Here is a 17571-nt window from a genome sequence, read left to right on the forward strand (position 1 = left end):
CGCTCGCGCGGGCGGCCGGCCCCGGTTCACCTCCGCCTGCGCGGAGCGGGCATCTGCGTGTGGAGCGCAAAGCGACCAGGCTGCGGTTCACCTCCGCCTGCGCGGAGCGGGCAACTGGATCGGCCACGTCGCCATCCAGCAGACCGGTTCACCTCCGCCTGCGCGGAGCGGGCGGCGCCGTGACCTGCCTGCCCCTTGGAGGCGTCGGTTCACCTCCGCCTGCGCGGAGCGGGCCCCGGCACCGGGCTCGTCCATCACTGCGACGGCGGTTAACCTCCGCCTGCGCGGAGCGGGCGGAAGTTCGACGGGGAGGAAGACGCCCCATGACGGTTCACCTCCGCCTGCGCGGAGCGGGCCTGGGCGAGCCGGTTGGTGTTGTCGGCTGGCGCGGTTCACCTCCGCCTGCGCGGAGCGGGCAGGGTCTGAAGCTGCGCGGCGAACGTGGCGGCCGGTTCACCTCCGCCTGCGCGGAGCGGGCACAGCCCCTCAACTCGGCGAAGAGTCGGGGTACGGTTCACCTCCGCCTGCGCGGAGCGGGCTGCGCCATCTTCAACGCGCCGACCCCGAGCGCCGGTTCACCTCTGCCTGCGCGGAGCGGGCGATCCAGGGTCGCCACGTCAGTTCACCCGGACCGGTTCACCTCCGCCTGCGCGGAGCGGGCCAGCCCGGCGTCTACCCCACCAGCGGCCTGGACGGTTCACCTCCGCCTGCGCGGAGCGGGCGCATTCATGTCGAGCGTGAAGGCCCGCGACTTCGGTTCACCTCCGCCTGCGCGGAGCGGGCATGCAGGCCGGGCCCTTGGCGTCGTTCCAGAGCGGTTCACCTCCGCCTGCGCGGAGCGGGCATGCTCCGTCACGCCCCTTTGTTCGTACCGTGCGGTTCACCTCCGCCTGCGCGGAGCGGGCGCGGATCACCGGGGCCGGAGGCCCGAGGCCGGCGGTTCACCTCCGCCTGCGCGGAGCGGGCGACGTCGACATGGGCGACGCGCAGCCGGTCGACGGTTCACCTCCGCCTGCGCGGAGCGGGCGGCAGGCGGGACCGGGCTATCTCCCGCCACGCCGGTTCACCTCCGCCTGCGCGGAGCGGGCGACCGCGATGGCCTTGCCGCCGGCCGCGGTGATCTGGTTCACCTCCGCCTGCGCGGAGCGGGCGCTGGGAACGACCCGCGCTGGGACTTCTTCGCCGGTTCACCTCCGCCTGCGCGGAGCGGGCGTCTCGAAGGCGGTACGCGCGGCGCTGAGGACTGGTTCACCTCCGCCTGCGCGGAGCGGGCGCATCAGCACCCAGTCCCACAACTCCAGCGGGCGGTTCACCTCCGCCTGCGCGGAGCGGGCCCTTCGTGGCCTGCGGTTCTATAGGGGCTTTGCGATTTCTTGGCTTGTGGGGAGGCGTTGGAAGGCGATGAGGGTGAGGCCGTCGAAGTCGAGGGGGTCGCGGCGTTGGGGGCCGGCTGTATGGAGGGTGAAGCCTTGTTCGTTGGTTGCGGGGTAGGCCAGGACAGCGCTCCCTTCGGTGAGGCAGGCGGTGAGGTTGTTCCAGAGTTCGGTGCGGACGCGGGCTGAGATGGTGCCGATGTAGAGGGTAGGTGTGACTTCGAGGAGCCAGCGGGTGAGGGCGCCGCGCAGGTGGTCGGGGACGGCGGTGGCGGAGATGACGGTCATGGCGGGCACAGGCCGGGATGCTCCTGTCGTGGGTCAGGCGTGGTTGGTGCCGCCGGGGAGAGGGCCGGTGACGGGGTCCCAGAGGTCGACGAGTTGTTCGTCGGGCGTTTCGTCGGGGTCGGGTTGGGGGCTGTCGGGGGCGAGGAGGGTCTGGAGGTCGCGGACGATGCGTGGCATGAGGCGGAAGAGGCGCAGGCCGTCGCGGAAGGAGCGGCGGGCTTCTGCTTCGGGCCGGTCTGAGGTGTTCAGGGAGAACGCAAGGGGGATGGTGAGTTCGGCCTTGTAGAGGTCGGCGATGTCGTAGACGAAGGCTTGCTGGTTGCCGCTGTGGACGAATCCGAGGGCGGGGGAGCAGCCGAGGGCGACGATGGCGGCGTGGACGATTCCGTACAGGCAGGTGTTGGCGGCGGACAGGGCGAGGTTGACGGGGTCCTGGGTGTCCCAGGAGTCGGGGTCGTAGGAGCGGCGGAAGCGTTGGATGCGGTGCTGTCTGGCGAGGAGTTTGTAGAGGGCTTTGACGCGTTGTCCTTCGAGTCCGCGCAGTTGCTGGAGGGTCGCTCCTGGTGGGGCCTGGCCGGGGCCGAAGCGGTGCTCGTACATGGCGGTGGCGATGGCGAGGCGGCGGGTGTCGTCGGCCCAGGCGCGGGCCTGGTGTTCGAGCCAGGTGGTGGTGAGGGTGCCGGGGACGGTGGCGGCGTAGCAGCGTACGCCGCCCATGCCGGTGATCAGGACGGTGGTGCCGTGGCGGGCGAAGGTGGCCAGGGCGGGTGCGGTGATGGAGGTACCGGGGCCGAGCAGGACGCAGGCGAGGGAGGCGGTGGGGAGGTAGACGGTCTCGGTGCCACGGCGTTGGGTGGTGATCTCCGCGCATACGCCGGTGTCGTCCTGGTGGACGCGGACGATGTCGAGGTAGAGGAAGGAGAGGCTGTCGACGACGCGGGGCAGCATGGCGACGGTGGGTGCGGCAAGACGGCGACGGCCCCCGCCGTTGGGGCCGGGAGCCGTCGCGGGGACGCTGGTCATGCGGGATCCGGGGCGGGGGCGATGCTGAGGAGTCCGCAGCCGTATGCCTTGCCGCGTCCGATGCCGCTGAGGATGGCGGTGCGCAGCAGGTCGGGGTCGGTGACGGTGGCGGTGCCGTCGAAGCGCACGCGGTGGTGGTGGATGCGGTTGCTGTGCTTGGCGCGGTCGGCGCGGGTGGTGTCGGCGGGGTACTGGCGGTCGCGGGCTGCGTCGACGGGCTGGGAGCGCAGGGTGAGGGTTTTCAGTCCTGCTTGGTCGGCCTGGCGGTGCCACCATTCGTCTGCGGCGGTGCCGTTGAGGGGGACGACGGCGGGGAGCTTGTAGTGGGCGCGGGTGGTGGCGCCGGGCTTGCGGACGGGGGAGGCGGTGCAGCGGTAGTGCAGGGTGCGGCCGGGCTTTAGGGCGTCGAGGAGGGCGTCGAGGGGTCGGGTGGTGAGGGTGGCGTACTGGGCGGGGAGGCGGGCGGGGTCGGGGGGCTGGTTGGACTGCAGCAGGAGGTGGCTGCCGCGGGGGGTGTCCTCGACGCGGAACAGGACACCGAAGTGGGCACGGGCCTGTTCGGGGATGCCGTCGGGGAACAGGGACATCACGCGGCGGTGGAGGGAGGCGTGGGAGGTGCCGGCGCCCAGTTCCTGCTGGGCCAGTCGGGAGGAGGGGTGGGGGATGAGCCGGGTGAGGTAGAGGGTCACTGGATGCTTCCTTCCCGGGCGGGGTGGGCGGCGGGTGTGTAGGTGGGAGAGGTGTAGGCGGCGAGTCGGGTCAGTTGTCGGGTTCCGTAGTCGGCGCATTGGGAGGCGGGCAGGGTGAGTGTGCGCCGGTAGAGCGGGCGGGCCCGGTGGCGGCGGTGTAGGGAGGTGAAGTCGACGGGGGCGTCCAGGATGGTGGAGTGCTCCTGCGTGCCGTCGTCGGGTGTGCTGCGGCCGAGGGGGGCGGGCAGTCCGGTCAGGGGCTGGTCGGACAGGAACAGCACCGAGACCGTGGCGCCTTTGCCGTCATCAGGGCCGGTCACGGCGTGGCGCGCGTGTACGGCGAGGGGGAGGTGGACGAGGTCGTGGAGGACGTCGGTGCTGCGGCCCAGGAGGAGCGGGCCCGCTGGGGGACAGGAGCGGCGGCCCAGGTAGGGGGGCCAGCGCGGGGACAGCAAAGCGTCGCTCCAGGAGGCGGGGGGGGCGGTGTGGTCGGGCAGGGTGAGGGCCACGGTGAAGGCGGCGTCCTGCAGGTACCAGCGGGTGCTGGTGAGGGTGGAGGTGTCGCTGTCGCGTCGTTTGCCGTCGGCGGTGACCACGGTCCGCTCGCGGCTCAGGCCGCCTCCCACGGTGTGGAAGTCGCGCAGGTGACTGCCGGGACGGTCGGCGCGGACCGTGACCGACAGGGCGAGGTCGTCGAGGCGGTGGTGGCGGGAGCGGCCCAGGGCCGAGGCGAGGAGGCCGGTGATGGCGGAGCGGGTGGGGAAAGGCAGGGTGTCACGGTCGTCGAAGTGGCTGTGCTCGCCCCAGGACTGCAGGGGTGAGGCCAGCCGCAGCAACAGGCCCGGCACGTGCGCCCGGCGGGGGGCGCTCATGCGGCGCTGTCCTGGCCGGCGGTCCGGACGTGGCCGACGGCTTCGGTGATGAGGGCGTCGAGGCTGTCGGCGCGCGGGCCGAGGGCGTCGGGAAGGTCTTTGAGTTCCGGGCTGGTCCAGCTCCGGTAGAGGAGGTGGCTGGTGCCGAGGAAGGAGCCGGCTGCTGCCGCGTACTGGGCGAGGGCGTCCACCGCAGGGGCGCCGTGGCCGCCGTGCGCGCCGGGGCGTACGGGTTCCTCGAAGGCGGCGGCGAAGGAGACGGGCCGGTCGCCGCGCACGGCGAAGTGGACGAGGTGGGGCAGGGTGTGGGGGGCGGTGGAGTTCTTCTTGGCCTGCGGCACGACGAGGGTGAACGCGGTCAGGAAGCTGGTGAGAACCTCGTGGACGTCGGCGGTGCTGTCGGTCCCGGCGAGGTTGTGGGTGAGTTCTTCGAGGTCGAGGGTGGCGTAGCGGTAGAAGGTCCCTGCGCTGAACTCGGCGTGGCCCATGTGGGCGCTGCCGGTGGTGTCCTGCCAGGTGGAGGTGAGGTCGTCGACCGCGGTGAAGTAGTCGAGGTCGGCGTCGGCTTCGTGGGTGGTCATGGCGTGAGCCACCTGGACGGCGCCGTCGACGCCGGCCCGGTCGACCTCGGCGAGCATGCGCCCGAAGAGGTTGATGACGTCGTTGCGGCTGCGCAGGATCGCGTCCACACCGGCCTTGGGCAAGGCAGAGGCTTTGGCCTCGCCCTTCTTCGTGATGTCCTTGGCGGCTTCCAGTGTCTGGCGGTGTTCCTCGGCGTAGTCGGCGAGTTCGCGCACGGCGGCCCGGGGGACGTAGACCATCGCGTTGGTGATCACGTGGTTGGGGATCGCGGTCTTGGTCTTCCCTTCGGTCTTCTCCTCGACCTCGAACTTGCCGACCGAGGCGGCGATGTGGGCTCCCGCCCGCTCGGCGAGTTCCTGCGGCCAGCCGCGGTCTGCGAGTTCGCGGGTGACGGCTTCGCCGATGCGGCGGGTACGCAGCGTGCTGCTCCCGGTGATCCTCTCGAACTCGACGCGCGTTGCCCGCTTCCAGGACTGGCTGGAGACACGGGTGCGCAGCTTTGCGCCATAGAGCACGGTCTTGACGGAGTTCGTGTCGTCGCGGTTGAGGTTCGCGAATGGTACGGACTGGATGATGTGGATGTCGAGGAATCGGGCGCGCGCAGTCATGAGAGGTCCTCCAGGGAAGTGGATGCGGCCGGCCGCCGAGGTTGGCGCGAAGTGGTTTGTGAGGGAGGTCAGTTCGGGTCGCCGGTCTCGTCGTCCTCGCTGTCGTGGCGGCGGGCGGCGGCTTCGATGGCGGAGTTCCGGATGCGGTAGAAGTCCTGGAGCCAGCGCCGGGAGATGGCCTTGGAGTACCGGGGCCAGGCCGCCAGGTCGGCCAGGAGGACGGCGAAGTCGATGTCGGTGTCACTGGCGCGCAACAGTCGCACGCTGCCGGGCAGATGACGGTGGACTCCCTCCAGACTCTGTCGGGTCAGGAGGTTCAGGCGGGCTTCGGCCGTGTCCTGACGGACCCCGGTCTGTCCGCCCTGCGCGACGACGGCACGGGCGAAGGAAGCGCCCAGGCTGTCCCGGCGGGCTCGCGCAGGTGGCTTCCGCCCTTCTGCGGGTTCCGCCTCCTTGCCCGCCGTCGATGATGTCTTCGGCTCGTTGCCGGCGGCCGGCAAGTCCTGTCCGTCGGGCTCCGGCGTCGTCTCGTCGGCGTCGGTGTCGGGGGTGGTGAAGGAGTGGCGGGGCCGGTCGGCGATCATCGCGGCCACGGCGTAGAAGGCACGCTCCTCCGCCTCTCCCCTCTCTTCGGGCAACCACGGGGCGACGATGCGGTGCATGGAGCCGACGTCGTTCAGCCCGCGGCGCAGTCCCTTGCGCAGAGCGACCCGGACACCGGGATCGGCACCGCACCTGGCGGTGATCTCTTCGACGTATGTGCGGTACAGGGAAAGCCGGGTGACAGGTGGGGCGGTGATGGTCATCGGGAGTTCCTCCGGGGACGGCCGCTGCGGCTGGGCACGGCCAGCGGTCTGACGGACAGGGGCGGATCAGGAGCGCGGACGCCGGTTGCCGCCGTAGAGCTCGGTACGGGCGTCGGCGACAGCGCGCGCACCGCGCTGGGTGTGGCACACCGGCTCGGTGACGCTCGCGTAGGCCCGTTCCGCGATCCGCAAGAACGCCCGCCTGGCAGCGTTACGGTCCAGTCCGGCCTCGACGAGGAGCGCGCCGCTCGGATCGAGGCCGTCGAAGCGGGACCAGAACTCCTCCTCGGCGTGCGGCCAGTACAAGGCGGCGGCCCGCTCTGCCCAGTTGTCAGCTTCCTTCGGCCTGGTCTCACGGGTGTAGAGCTGGCAGGCACGGCGCACCGCGTACTGCACGCGCCGCCCGTACAGCTCGCCGGTGCGCCGCAGCCAGCCGACCGCCGGCGCGACGGCCGGGTTGGTTTCCTCGGCCCGGTCAAGGACGGGCGGGGTCAGCCCGGCGACGAACTGCCGGTCCTTGGCCTGCCCGTCCTGCTCGAAGCCGAGAGCACGCACGGCCAGTGGCCTGTCCAGCACGTCGGAGACTTCCAGGGCATGGGAAGGGGAGAAGACTTCGGGGTGGCGGGCCTGGGCCGTGCCGCCGGGTTTGAGCAGCAGCAGGCTGTCGATGTCCCGCCACAGCGCGCGCCCCGAATCCGCAGGCCGGGGATAGGGGTTGCCCTGCTGGCTGATCTGCCAGATCAGGAACGGGTCGTCGCGCGGCAGACGCCCGTCGCGGTAGGCCCAGGTGATGAAGGCATCCGTCACGACGTTCTCGTCGTCCGGGTCGGGGATCAGGAGCAGGGCATGCTGGGAGACGGCCGTCAGCCGCGAGCAGGGCCCCTGCACGGGGGGCGGTGGCGCGTCCGGGTCGGGCAGTTCCTCCCACTCCCACATGCAGCGGTCCGTCGTACGGCTCACCTGCGGGTCCGGGTGAAGGAGGCCCGCCAGGAGAGTCTCGAAGAGGGTGGAGCCCTCGGGATGGTAGGAGAGCGCGCCGCGCAGCGGGCCCGCCTTCATGTTCGCGCTCGCGGTTCCACCGACGGTGCGGGCGGAGCCTCGTCCGGAGGGGCCGTAGTAGTGCCAGGTCAGCAGGCTCAGGGCGGCTTCACCGGCGGGGACGGGGTCAGGGTCGCCGTCCTGAACGTGGGTGAACCAGGCGTGATTGTTTCCGGAAGGCCGGGTCGGCACCAGCTTGTTGACCCCGGCCGAACGCGCCGGATCGCACTGTTCGGCCAGGCGCGGGTCCTGCATCCAAGGCCGCTCGCCGAACAAGCACAGCCGGTGCGCCCAGGCGTCGAAGTAGGCGATGATGCCGTCGGCGGGCAGACGACCCGTGTCCAGAATGTTCAGACGGCGCTCGGACCAGTCCTCTCCCGATCCGTCGTCGTCCTCATCCAGCGCGCACACCCGGGCGGTGAGCGCGTACAGCGTGCGCAGGACCGCGGAGTAGGCCGGCGGTTCGGTGATGGCGAGCGAGCTGATCTCGTGACTGCGCGCCAGCACGGTGCGCAGGCCGACCAGCGGCGGGAGGTGCTTGCCGCCTGCTTGGGCGGCCGGAGTCCACAGGACCGGGATCCACGGTGCTTCGTCAAGGGGAAAGGTGGACACCGTGAACATCACGCTCCTGCGGTGGGCGGGTTGGCACAATGGGTATCGAGGGCCCCGTGTGAGCGGGGGTGAACCGGGTGCGTGCCACAGCTCGCCGCCGGTGCTTCCCCTCTGCTCGCGCAAGCGGGCTCGTCCGGCCCACCCCTCGTCTCCCAGTGCCGGGGGGCGGGCCTGGTCCAATCATCCAAGGGTGCCTGGCACAGCTCAAGCGGTTCGGTGACCTCGGTCAAATTCGATCGATTCCGGTCTCGCGCGTGAACTCGACGCGTCTGCCGTCGAGTTGACCGTGCCAGACTGCGCCCTCGCTGCCCTCCGCCGTACGGACCATGGGTACGAGGACGAGGTCACGCAGGTGGGTCTGCTTGCGCCAGGCCGCAGGAAGGTCGGGCCGCTCGCCAGCCGGAGGCAGCCAACTGCCGGGTACGGGTACGGCGCGCGCGACGATCCGTCGCACCGCCGCCCGGTCCGGAGCACCCTTGTCCGGCATCGGGAGTCGCCCGTCCTCGTCGAGCGAGACTCCCCCCGCATCCTGGGTGAACAGCATGAGCAGGCGTCCGGTGTCGGCACCGAGCCGGGTGGTGAGCAACTCCGCGGTCATCTCCGCGGTGCCTTTGCTCAGGAGGGACAGATCACCGCGTACCGCATACGGTGGACTGATCCCAGTCATCACGGCGAGCGTCTCCTCCGCGATCTGAGCACCCGTCCGGCGCTGGTCGAGTGCGTGCAGCCGCCGCGCGGCCGCCTCGGCCTCCTCCCCGCCGGCCTCCTTCAGCCGATCGGTGAAGTCCTGCGCGTACACGGCGTCCACGAGGTGCTGCACGTCCCCGGGAACAGCGATTCCCTGCCCTGCCTTCTCCCGCAGCAGGGCGGCCGAGCGCAGCAGAAGCGAGTGGTCGTAGACGTCTCCCCACGACCTGGGGGGCTCGGTCGCACCGTCCGGCCCGGTGGGCTCCAGGATGACCAGAGCAGGCCGCTCTTCCGCTCGCGCCCAGTGGGGCCGTCCGGCCGCCCCGCGGGCGTGGCGCCGTCCGCGGCCAGCGCGTTGCAGGAGTAGGGCCAGCGGAGCGAGGTCACTGACCACGAGGTCGAAGTCGAAGTCCAGTGACTGTTCCACGATCTGGGTCGCCACCAGGATCGACGCAGGCCGCGCACAGGGCTGTTCGTCCGGGCCGGGCTTTCCGTAGGCGTGCTCGCAGTCGGCGGTGATCTCCTGTCGCAGCAGGCCGGGGAAGCGTGAGTGAAGCAGCCGGAGCCCGCCCTTCCTGCGGGCCAGGGCCGGGAACGCCCTGCGGAGGTCGCGGAAGGTGCGTTGTGCCTCAGCGACGGTCGTGCAGCACACCAGCGCCGTCCCGCCGAACTCGGCCACGGGAGCAAGGACTTCACGTAGTACGCCGCGTCGCCCGCCCGGCTTCAGCCGGGCTTCGCTGTCATCGCAGTCCCAGGTCACCTGCCGCAGCGACAGGTCCAGGGTGCGTGGGCGCAAGGTCGCCACCGCGCGCGCATGCGACACCTCTCCCGTCGCGGCGTCCGTGAACAGCCAGCCTGGGTAGGCCGGTTGAATGTTGCAGGGCGCGGTGTAGCCGGCACCCCGCCGGTACGCGTCGACGAGGGAACTGGCGGAGCGGCCGGTCAACGTCGCCGACAGCAGCACCACCGGCGCCCGCAACGCCCCCAGCCATTCCAGAAGGCGGACCATGAGCGTCTGCATCCACGGCCCGTAGGCATGCGCCTCGTCCACGATCAGCACCTTGTCCGACAGGCCGAACAGACGCAGCGCGTTGAAGGAGACCAGCAGGACCGCAGCGAGAGCCTGATCGATCGTGCCCGCGCCCAACGGCGCGACAAAACCCCGCTTGCCGCCCTCCCGCAGCCATGCACGCGCCTCCACCGCAGTGGCCGGAGCCGCACTGAACTCATCGTCTGACGCATCCGCGTCCTGCTCACCCTGTCCGACGGTCTCCTTGAGGCTCCAGGTGTCCGTCGCGCGTCCGCCCTGGACGCCGTCCATCGCGGGGCTCAGCCAGGCCGCGCTGTGCATCAGCAACAGGGCCCGCTCCCCGGTCAGCACGCGCTCGGCGAACGAGGCCACCCGGGGGAACATCTGGTCCGCGGTCGCCATCGTCGGCAACGCGAAGTACACCCCTCGCGCCCCCGAGGCCCGACCGAGCGTCGCGGCCGCGAACAGGGCTGCCTCCGTCTTCCCGTCGCCTGTCGGCGCTGTCACCAGTACCAGTCCCGAGCCTTCTTGCCCCACCAGCCCGGGCAGGACCTCCGCGATGTCCTGCTGCAATGCGTTCGGCGTGAACGGAAACAACTCCTCGAACTTCAAAGCCTTCTTACGCGGGAACTCGGTACGGCCCAGTCGCGCCGTCGCCACCACGCCAGGCGCGTCCCGCGCAGCCTGCCGGTAGTGCGCATCCAACTGTTCCGCACTGCCCGGCCACGTCCTGGACGGCAGACCGGGCAGGATCCACTCGACGCTGCTGGCCAGCCAGTCCGCCAATACGACCAGCCCGTACACCCGCACCGACGTCGCCGCCGACAGCTGCCCTGCCGGCACGGTCTCGGCCCCCACTACCCGCCGAACCGCCTCAAGATGGCAGCGCCGCTGCTCCTGCCACCCGCGCTGCCCCAGCCCCGCCTGATACTGCCCGGCTGCCGCGGCTTGCCGGGGCGGCACCACATCTGCAAAACACCCGTGGTGCCCGCCCAGCAACTGGGCCACTTGATGCGGCAGACTGCGCGCCTGCACCCGCGATACCGGATATCCGGCCTCCGCCAACAATGACACCAACGCCCAGTGCGTCCCCAGCTCGTGCCGGAACCCCGCCAACCTCTCGGCCCCTGCCGCCGCAACGTAGACCCCGTCGCCCGTCAACGCCCTGAACGCATCCGGCACCTGCGCCTGGAACGGTGGCGTGATCTTCCCCAGATCATGCAGACCCGCCCACCACGCCAGCACCGCTCGCGCCTCGCCCACACCCAGCCCAAGCTCCCCCGCGACGCGCGCTCGTAACCGAGGGTGCAACAGGACATCCCACAGCGCGCCGAACACCGCTGCCACATCCAGCAGATGACAGATCAAGGGGTACGGATACGGCAGTCCCCGCTCCTTGCCCCACACCCGCACATCCACCTGGTCCGGGACCACCACATCGCTCATACCGAGAACTTCTAGCAGCAGCCACCGACAACACGGCCCCACCTGCGGACTTTCCACCGCCGTCTCCATGCCGGAGATAGTCTGACTTCTGTCACCGTCGTGGCGCGTCTCTCTGAGACGCCGCGATTTGATCGAGGTCAGGGAGACTCTGATGCGCCGCAACAGCGTTGGTAAAGGAAGTGTCAAGCCCTTCTGACATCGCAGGTCAGGAAGTGTGTCCGCTCCGCGCAGGCGGAGGTGAAGAAGTCGACGCTCATCCGGGCGTCATCGGTCTGGTGTCCGCTCCGCGCAGGCGGAGGTGAAGCTCCATCATGACAAGCACTGGGACACGGTGGTGTGTCCGCTCCGCGCAGGCGGAGGTGAAGAAGGAGCGGAGCCGGGGAGGGTCGAGGGGCGCGTGTCCGCTCCGCGCAGGCGGAGGTGAAGGACCCGCTGGAGGCCGTGGCCGGGGACGTACTGTGTCCGCTCCGCGCAGGCGGAGGTGAAGACCCACCACATCTCCGCCTCCAGCCGCCGGGCGTGTCCGCTCCGCGCAGGCGGAGGTGAACCGACACCGACCCGCGCTGGGCCGACACCGCCGTCGTCCGCTCCGCGCAGGCGGAGGTGAACCGTGGCTGCGCAAGACCACCGCGAAGATGCTCCCGTCCGCTCCGCGCAGGCGGAGGTGAACCGGCCCGCCAGCCGCCGGAGCGGCGGTGGGGGTCGTCCGCTCCGCGCAGGCGGAGGTGAACCAGCTGCTGTTTCAGGCCGTCACCCGCTACGGACGTCCGCTCCGCGCAGGCGGAGGTGAACCGGGCACCAGCTTCCCGTCCGTACCGCTCGCCTCGTCCGCTCCGCGCAGGCGGAGGTGAACCGGGACCGGTGCCACCCAGCCGTGGAACGAAGCCGTCCGCTCCGCGCAGGCGGAGGTGAACCGATCGAGGAGATCACCGACCTGTACCTGCTGACGTCCGCTCCGCGCAGGCGGAGGTGAACCGTCCGCTTGGGCCTGGTTCATCACGTCGGTGATGTCCGCTCCGCGCAGGCGGAGGTGAACCGCCCGCTCGGGCCACCACGCAGCCGGCGGAAGCGTCCGCTCCGCGCAGGCGGAGGTGAACCGTAATCCTTTGTTCCGAACTGAGGAAAGCCGTAGTCCGCTCCGCGCAGGCGGAGGTGAACCGGCCATCGAGACCGCCGGCGCCGTGGCCACGGCGTCCGCTCCGCGCAGGCGGAGGTGAACCGGAGCCGGGGCTGAGGTAGTCGTAGACGTTGACGTCCGCTCCGCGCAGGCGGAGGTGAACCGCCGCCGAGGGCCAGGACGTAGATACCGCCGTCGTCCGCTCCGCGCAGGCGGAGGTGAACCGACGTTGACCTGCTTGGGCAGGCGGGTGCGGGCGTCCGCTCCGCGCAGGCGGAGGTGAACCGTGGGTGCAGGTCTTCACCGGCTACCTGAACAAGTCCGCTCCGCGCAGGCGGAGGTGAACCGATCACCGCCGCGAACCAGCTGGCCGCCGACTCGTCCGCTCCGCGCAGGCGGAGGTGAACCGCCGGGCCCGGCGACGACGGCGCCGAGGAGGGCGTCCGCTCCGCGCAAGCGGAGGTGAACCGTAGAGCGGAAACGTCAGCCTCCGCGTCGAGCCGTCCGCTCCGCGCAGGCGGAGGTGAACCGTCGACCGTGTCGCGCTTGTAGACCATGCCGCGGTCCGCTCCGCGCAGGCGGAGGTGAACCCGGGGCGGGGCTACCGAGCTGCCGCCCCGCCCCGTCCGCTCCGCGCAGGCGGAGGTGAACCGGAGTCAACGACCGGATCCGGAGGGCAGTGATGTCCGCTCCGCGCAGGCGGAGGTGAACCGGTCGACTCGCCCCCTGGATCGTCGGGCTCGTGGTCCGCTCCGCTTACGCGGAGGTGGACCGCGGTGCTGGCCGGTGGGGTTGGTGCAGGCGACGACCGCTCCGCTGACGCGTAGGTGAGCCGCAGGGACACAGTGATGGTGACCTCGAACCTGCCCTTCGGACGCTGGGGAGAGACCTTCTCCGGCGACGTCGTCGCGGCCGTGATGACCGACCGCCTGGTCCACCACGCCGAGGTCCTCACGCTCACCGGCGACTCCCGCCGGATCCGGGCCCGACGCGAGCTGCGGACTAAGACCGGGCCGGACGGGAGTGAGCCGTCACAGAGTCCACCAGCAATAAAGGCGCAGGTCCGCGGCGCGAGCCCGTTTGGCCAGGCCGGTCAGGGCCTCCAGGACCACAGCTGCCGTCGCCGCATCATGTCCGACACCCCCACCCCTCCCAGACCAAGCCTCGGCCGCGGCCGCGACGTCGTCTCCGGAGGCGGAGACCAGGGCATCGCAAAGCGTGTCCGAGACGGTCAGGACGAACGGCGTGTCGACGTCCTCAGAGGACAACAGCTGCCCCACCCTCGGGCGCCGGCTTACCTCTTGATAACTGCAGCCGGTCATCACAGCCTCGACCCGGGCGATGGCATCGACCGGATCGATGTCCTTGAGGAAGATCACGTCCAGCCCTGCACGGACCGGTCCACCAGCCTCGATCACGGCAACGGCGGACTCATCATCGGCGGCAGAGAAGTAGTCAGCGTCTGGCACGCCACGGATTCTGACATCTGCCACTGACGATCAACGTCTCCGGACCTGGACCGGAACCTCACACAACCGGGCCGACGCCGAGACCGGCGGCGTGCACTACAACCACTTCCGCCAGTACTACCCGAGACCGCCCGCTACGTCTCCCCCGACCCTCATGGCCTGGAAGCGGGGCCCAACCCCTGCGCGTACGTCCTCAACCCGGTGACCTGGCTCGACCTGCTCGGCCTCGCCACCTGCAAGGAGAACGCCAAAAGCCTGCGCGGCAACATGGAAACCAAGGGGCCACCTTCCAGCCCGACAGGCCGCCTCGCACATCGTTCCGTCCAGCGGCGCGAAAGGCCACGGGGCACCGGGTGCCCGCGCACGCTCGACCACCCCACGCCACGTCGAACTCAGGCTGGTCTGGTCCAGTGATCCCCAAGCCGTACCGCATCCGCGGCCCATGATTTGTAGACGCGTGCCCATGGAGCAGTCGGTCCGGGCCCGGGCCGGCGCCCCCGCCCAGGCGACGGTGACGCGCCCGGCCGGGGAAATGGCCGCGGCCCCTGGCCGTCGGCGCCCTCACGGGGCGGTGGACGTCACCGGCGCGGGCCCGGTCTCCGCGGCCAGGCGTTGCAGGAAGTCCGTCACGGTGGTCACCGGGCCCTCCCAGCCCAGTCGGCGGCCGAGGTGGGCCAGTTGGGGGAGTTCGAGGCCCTGGCCGTCCGTGGCGGCGACGTGTGCGAGCCAGCCGGTGATCGGGCCGTCCCAGGCGATGCGGCCGTTCTGCAGGACGAGGACGCGGTCGAAGTGCTCCACGCAGAAGTCCATGTCGTGGGTGATGGCGAGGACGGTCCGGCCGTCGGCGGCCAGGTCGTCGACCAGGTTGCCCAGCAGGACGACGGAGGCGTGGTCCTGGCCGGTCGTCGGCTCGTCGAGGACGACGACCGGAGTGTCCATGGCGAGGACCGAGGCGAGGGCGACCCGTTTGCGCTCGCCCAGCGACAGGTGGTGGGGGTGGGTGTCGCGCCACCGCGTCAGACCCGTTCTGCGCAGGGCGGATTCGACCAGCTCCGCGCGGCGGGCCGGCGGGAAGCCGAGGTTGCGCGGGCCGAACCCCACCTCCTTGTCGACGCTCGCCGCGTGGAGCTGGTCGTCCGGGTTCTGGAAGACGAAACCGACGGTGCGGGCGAGTTCGGCGATGCCCAGGCCGTCGGCCCGCCGTCCGTCGATCTCGATGGTTCCGGAGGCCGGACGTTCGATGCCGACGAGGTGACGGGCGAGGGTGCTCTTGCCCGCGCCGTTGGCGCCGACGATCGCCACCCGTTCACCGGCCTCGACGGAGAAGGACACCCCGTCCAGGGCCGTGGTGCCGTTGGGATAGCGGAACGTCAGGGAATCGATCCGTATGATCATCGCCAGTCTCCTCGGTCGGGGCGGCCCACCGTCTCGCCGAATCCCGCGGCGGCGGCGTCGAGCGTCACCGGGAGCGGCCTTCGGGCCGGCCAGAGTCCCCGGTCCGCCGCACGGCGCGCGGCCACCGTGTAGCGCAGCGGTGCGACTCCCCACTCCTCCAGCCGCTCGTCCGCCAGTACCTCCTCGGGCGTGCCGTTCGCCACGATCGCCCCCCGGTCGAGCACGAGGACGCGGTCGGCCGCGCGGGCGAGTCGTTCCATCCGGTGTTCGATCAGCAGGACGGTGACGCCCTTCTCCTTGAGGGTGTCGAGCGCCTCGAAGACCAGCGCGTTTCCGGCCGCGTCCAGTTGCGAGGTCGGTTCGTCGAGCACCATGACGGTGGGCCGCATGACCAGGATCGAGCCGATGGCCAGCAGTTGCTGCTGCCCGCCCGACAGCTCGTACGGCGACCGGTCGGCCACCCCGGCGAGCCCGAGGTCGTGCAGGACGGGGTCGATCCGGGCCGTCATCTCGTCCCGTGGGACGCCGAGGTTCTCCAGGCCGAAGGCGATCTCCTCGCGTACCGAGAAGCGGGCGCCGGAGATCTGGTTGAACGGATTCTGCATGACGAGCCCGACCTCGCCCACGAGCCCGGACAGCGGTGTGTCGGCCAGGTCCCTGCCGTTGACCTGGACCGCCCCCTCCGCCGTGCCGCCGGTGAGATGGGGAACGGTGCCGCTCACCACGCCGGCCAGGGTGCTCTTGCCCGCGCCGCTGCCGCCCACCACCGCGCACAGTTCGCGGGGACCGACCTCGAACTCGATGTCGCGGAGCGCCGGCCGGGAGCCGGTGGGGTAGGTGAAGGAGAAACCCTTGACTTCGATCAACGCATGACTCCCCACACGTTCACAGTGACCGCGGCCACGGCGCACAGCATCAAGGCGGCGCGCAGGCATCGTTGTGCCCCGCTGTCCGGGACCGTGGTGAGGCTCGTGGGGTGGCGGGTGGCGCCGAACCCCCGGGTCTCCATGGCGGCGGCGCGTTCGCCCACGTCGGTGAAGGCGCCGAGGATCAGCGGTCCCATCAGAGGTATCAGCGCCCGCGCCCGGCCGCGCAGACCGTGGATCACCTGGCCGCGTGCCTGCTGGGCATGGAGGATGCGCGTGGCGCGACGGCTGAGCGCCGGCACGATCTGCAGCGCCGCCGACGCGATGTAGATGAGGCTCGGCGACACCCTGCGTTCGCTCAGGGCGCTCATGAAGGCCCCGGGGTGGGTGGTGAGGAGCAGCAGGAAGAACCCGCCCATCAGCACCAGGATGTGCAGTGCCGTCAGAAAGGCGAAGGAGACGCCCTCGCTCTTCAGTTTCAGCGGTCCGAGTTGGGCAATCACGTCATGGGCATCGGGCAGGAAGAATCCCTGGACCAGGAACAGGACCACGGCAACCGGAACCCAGAACGTGGCGAGCAGGAGCAGGAAACGCCGTAACACTCCCGCGCCGATCGCGGCCGGAAGGAGCAGGGCGCCGAAGAGCAGCAGGGGCCACCAGTAATCCACCACGGCGAAAGCGCAGACGGTCACGGTGACGGCGAAGGCGAGTTTCGTCAGGGGATTGAGCCGGTGAATGCCGGAGGCGCCGGTCGCGGGTGTGGTGTCCCGCACGGCCTTCACCCGGCCCTCACAAGGTCGGGCCGGGGCGCCAGGATGTGCCGGTCCCGGACGAACGGGAAGCGGTGGAGGAATCCCGGTGGCAGGCCCTTGAGAATGGCCATCGCGAGCACCACCGTCAGTGCCTTGTCGAGCGGATCCGCCACCAGTCCTTGCAGGGTGGCGGCCTTGAGCATGCCGTTGCCGAACGCCTGGAAGGTCGCGATCAGCGCGGACTGGCCCACCGATCCGCTGGCGTTGCCGAAGACGAAGGCGGTGATGGGGGCGGAGATGACGCCGGCGACCACACCGATCAGGCCACCGGCGAGCACCGCTGTGGGGAGCCGCCGGAACAGCCCCGCGCGTGCCAGCGTGCCCGCGGTGAAGCCGATCATGGCCGCAGTCACGGCGTAGGGCAGGGCGCCGGGTGTGATCGTCATGCCCACGATGACACTGGCGAGCGCCCCGGTCGCGGCCCCGGCGGCCGGCCCCGCGACCACTCCCACCAGCACGGTTCCGATGGAGTCGAGCTGCAGGGGCAGGCCGCTGAAGTAGACGATCTTGCCCATCACGATGTTCACCGTGATGGCCACGGGTAACAGGGCCACGGTGGTGGGAGGCAGCCGGGCCACGGCGCCGGAGACGATCAGGAGGGCACCGAGCGTGTATCCCACCAGGGCCAGCAGCGCGATCGGGCCACCCACGCCATGCGTCGAGGTGGGGTGGACGGCGATGAGCCCCGCGTAGGTCACGAGCACCACGCCGGTGCCCCACCCTATACGCCACCGCTCGTTCAGCCATGGGGGAGCGGAGCGATTGAAACCAGCCATTCTTTGACCTCATTCCAACGGAAGCGAGGTGATTACTGGAAATTCAAGCGCGCACACTAGCAGGGCCTCTCCAATGGATGTC

General features: G+C 70.7%; 13 protein-coding genes, 1 pseudogene and 2 CRISPR repeat arrays (1 of these 16 only partly in view). Of the genes and pseudogenes, 1 reads left to right on the plus strand and 13 read right to left on the minus strand.

Translation table 11 applies throughout. The features are described from left to right. Positions 1-1334: direct repeats of the CRISPR family, unit length 29 nt; unit sequence CGGTTCACCTCCGCCTGCGCGGAGCGGGC (it extends 1137 nt beyond the left edge of the window). Between the two features lie 18 nt (positions 1335-1352). From cas2e to BLW85_RS28755, 8 genes are all read right to left on the minus strand, one after another. Beyond that, entirely contained in the window at positions 1353-1670 is a 318-nt protein-coding gene (gene cas2e, locus BLW85_RS28720) for a type I-E CRISPR-associated endoribonuclease Cas2e (RefSeq protein WP_074993734.1), read from the minus strand. A 24-nt stretch (positions 1671-1694) separates the two neighbouring features. Next, on the minus strand, positions 1695-2684 hold the full coding sequence (gene cas1e / locus BLW85_RS28725) for a type I-E CRISPR-associated endonuclease Cas1e (RefSeq protein WP_074993736.1): 990 nt from the start codon (positions 2682-2684) through the stop codon (positions 1695-1697). Next, positions 2681-3373, minus strand: a complete 693-nt coding sequence (cas6e, locus tag BLW85_RS28730) for a type I-E CRISPR-associated protein Cas6/Cse3/CasE (protein WP_074993739.1) — start codon at positions 3371-3373, stop codon at positions 2681-2683. Before cas6e ends, cas1e begins: the two co-directional genes overlap by 4 nt. Further along, positions 3370-4245 carry a type I-E CRISPR-associated protein Cas5/CasD gene (gene cas5e / locus BLW85_RS28735; protein WP_074993741.1) on the minus strand — a complete coding sequence of 292 codons (876 nt, stop codon included), beginning with the start codon at positions 4243-4245 and terminating at the stop codon, positions 3370-3372. Before cas5e ends, cas6e begins: the two co-directional genes overlap by 4 nt. Beyond that, positions 4242-5435, minus strand: coding sequence for a type I-E CRISPR-associated protein Cas7/Cse4/CasC (gene cas7e / locus BLW85_RS28740; RefSeq protein WP_074993743.1), 1194 nt, complete (start codon positions 5433-5435; stop codon positions 4242-4244). Before cas7e ends, cas5e begins: the two co-directional genes overlap by 4 nt. A 68-nt stretch (positions 5436-5503) precedes the next feature. Further along, positions 5504-6241 carry a type I-E CRISPR-associated protein Cse2/CasB gene (casB, locus tag BLW85_RS28745; protein ID WP_074993745.1) on the minus strand — a complete coding sequence of 246 codons (738 nt, stop codon included), beginning with the start codon at positions 6239-6241 and terminating at the stop codon, positions 5504-5506. A 66-nt stretch (positions 6242-6307) separates the two neighbouring features. Next, a complete protein-coding gene (gene casA / locus BLW85_RS28750) occupies positions 6308-7900 on the minus strand; it encodes a type I-E CRISPR-associated protein Cse1/CasA (protein ID WP_208624912.1) in 1593 nt (530 codons plus the stop codon). Between the two features lie 217 nt (positions 7901-8117). Continuing rightward, positions 8118-11054 carry a CRISPR-associated helicase/endonuclease Cas3 gene (locus tag BLW85_RS28755; RefSeq protein WP_074996239.1) on the minus strand — a complete coding sequence of 979 codons (2937 nt, stop codon included), beginning with the start codon at positions 11052-11054 and terminating at the stop codon, positions 8118-8120. A 216-nt stretch (positions 11055-11270) separates the two neighbouring features. Next, positions 11271-12945: a CRISPR direct-repeat array (repeat unit 29 nt; unit sequence GTCCGCTCCGCGCAGGCGGAGGTGAACCG). Positions 12946-13019: 74 nt separating this feature from the next. Here BLW85_RS28755 and BLW85_RS39810 point away from each other — a divergent pair. Further along, positions 13020-13154 (plus strand): annotated as a pseudogene (locus BLW85_RS39810) (ATP-binding protein); the annotation flags it as partial. 48 nt (positions 13155-13202) lie between these two features. Here BLW85_RS39810 and BLW85_RS28765 read toward each other — a convergent pair. The 5 genes from BLW85_RS28765 to BLW85_RS39540 all read right to left on the minus strand — a co-directional run bounded on the left by BLW85_RS28765 (position 13203) and on the right by BLW85_RS39540 (position 17420). Then, positions 13203-13640 (minus strand): hypothetical protein, encoded by a 438-nt coding sequence (locus BLW85_RS28765; protein WP_107409349.1) that lies wholly within the window; start codon positions 13638-13640, stop codon positions 13203-13205. 561 nt (positions 13641-14201) lie between these two features. Next, positions 14202-15035, minus strand: coding sequence for an energy-coupling factor ABC transporter ATP-binding protein (locus tag BLW85_RS28770; protein ID WP_074993749.1), 834 nt, complete (start codon positions 15033-15035; stop codon positions 14202-14204). Further along, a complete protein-coding gene (locus BLW85_RS28775; protein WP_070021886.1) occupies positions 15032-15901 on the minus strand; it encodes an energy-coupling factor ABC transporter ATP-binding protein in 870 nt (289 codons plus the stop codon). The genes BLW85_RS28770 and BLW85_RS28775 overlap by 4 nt, the downstream gene beginning before the upstream one ends. Beyond that, positions 15898-16683 carry an energy-coupling factor transporter transmembrane component T family protein gene (locus BLW85_RS39535; protein WP_074993751.1) on the minus strand — a complete coding sequence of 262 codons (786 nt, stop codon included), beginning with the start codon at positions 16681-16683 and terminating at the stop codon, positions 15898-15900. The genes BLW85_RS28775 and BLW85_RS39535 overlap by 4 nt, the downstream gene beginning before the upstream one ends. Then, positions 16680-17420: a hypothetical protein gene (locus BLW85_RS39540; protein ID WP_167381440.1), complete on the minus strand. Its 741-nt coding sequence runs from the start codon at positions 17418-17420 to the stop codon at positions 16680-16682. Before BLW85_RS39540 ends, BLW85_RS39535 begins: the two co-directional genes overlap by 4 nt. Positions 17421-17571: the final 151 nt, after the last annotated feature.

The organism is Streptomyces misionensis, assembly GCF_900104815.1.
GTDB classification, from domain to species: domain Bacteria; phylum Actinomycetota; class Actinomycetes; order Streptomycetales; family Streptomycetaceae; genus Streptomyces; species Streptomyces misionensis.

Excerpts from the sequence above, each read along its gene's own strand:
- cas1e (WP_074993736.1), bottom strand. The coding sequence starts at position 2,684 with ATGACCAGCGTCCCCGCGACGGCTCCCGGCCCCAACGGCGGGGGCCGT.
- cas5e (WP_074993741.1), bottom strand. The coding sequence starts at position 4,245 with ATGAGCGCCCCCCGCCGGGCGCACGTGCCGGGCCTGTTGCTGCGGCTG.
- cas7e (WP_074993743.1), bottom strand. The coding sequence starts at position 5,435 with ATGACTGCGCGCGCCCGATTCCTCGACATCCACATCATCCAGTCCGTA.
- casB (WP_074993745.1), bottom strand. The coding sequence starts at position 6,241 with ATGACCATCACCGCCCCACCTGTCACCCGGCTTTCCCTGTACCGCACA.
- casA (WP_208624912.1), bottom strand. The coding sequence starts at position 7,900 with ATGTTCACGGTGTCCACCTTTCCCCTTGACGAAGCACCGTGGATCCCG.
- BLW85_RS28755 (WP_074996239.1), bottom strand. The coding sequence starts at position 11,054 with ATGAGCGATGTGGTGGTCCCGGACCAGGTGGATGTGCGGGTGTGGGGC.
- BLW85_RS28770 (WP_074993749.1), bottom strand. The coding sequence starts at position 15,035 with ATGATCATACGGATCGATTCCCTGACGTTCCGCTATCCCAACGGCACC.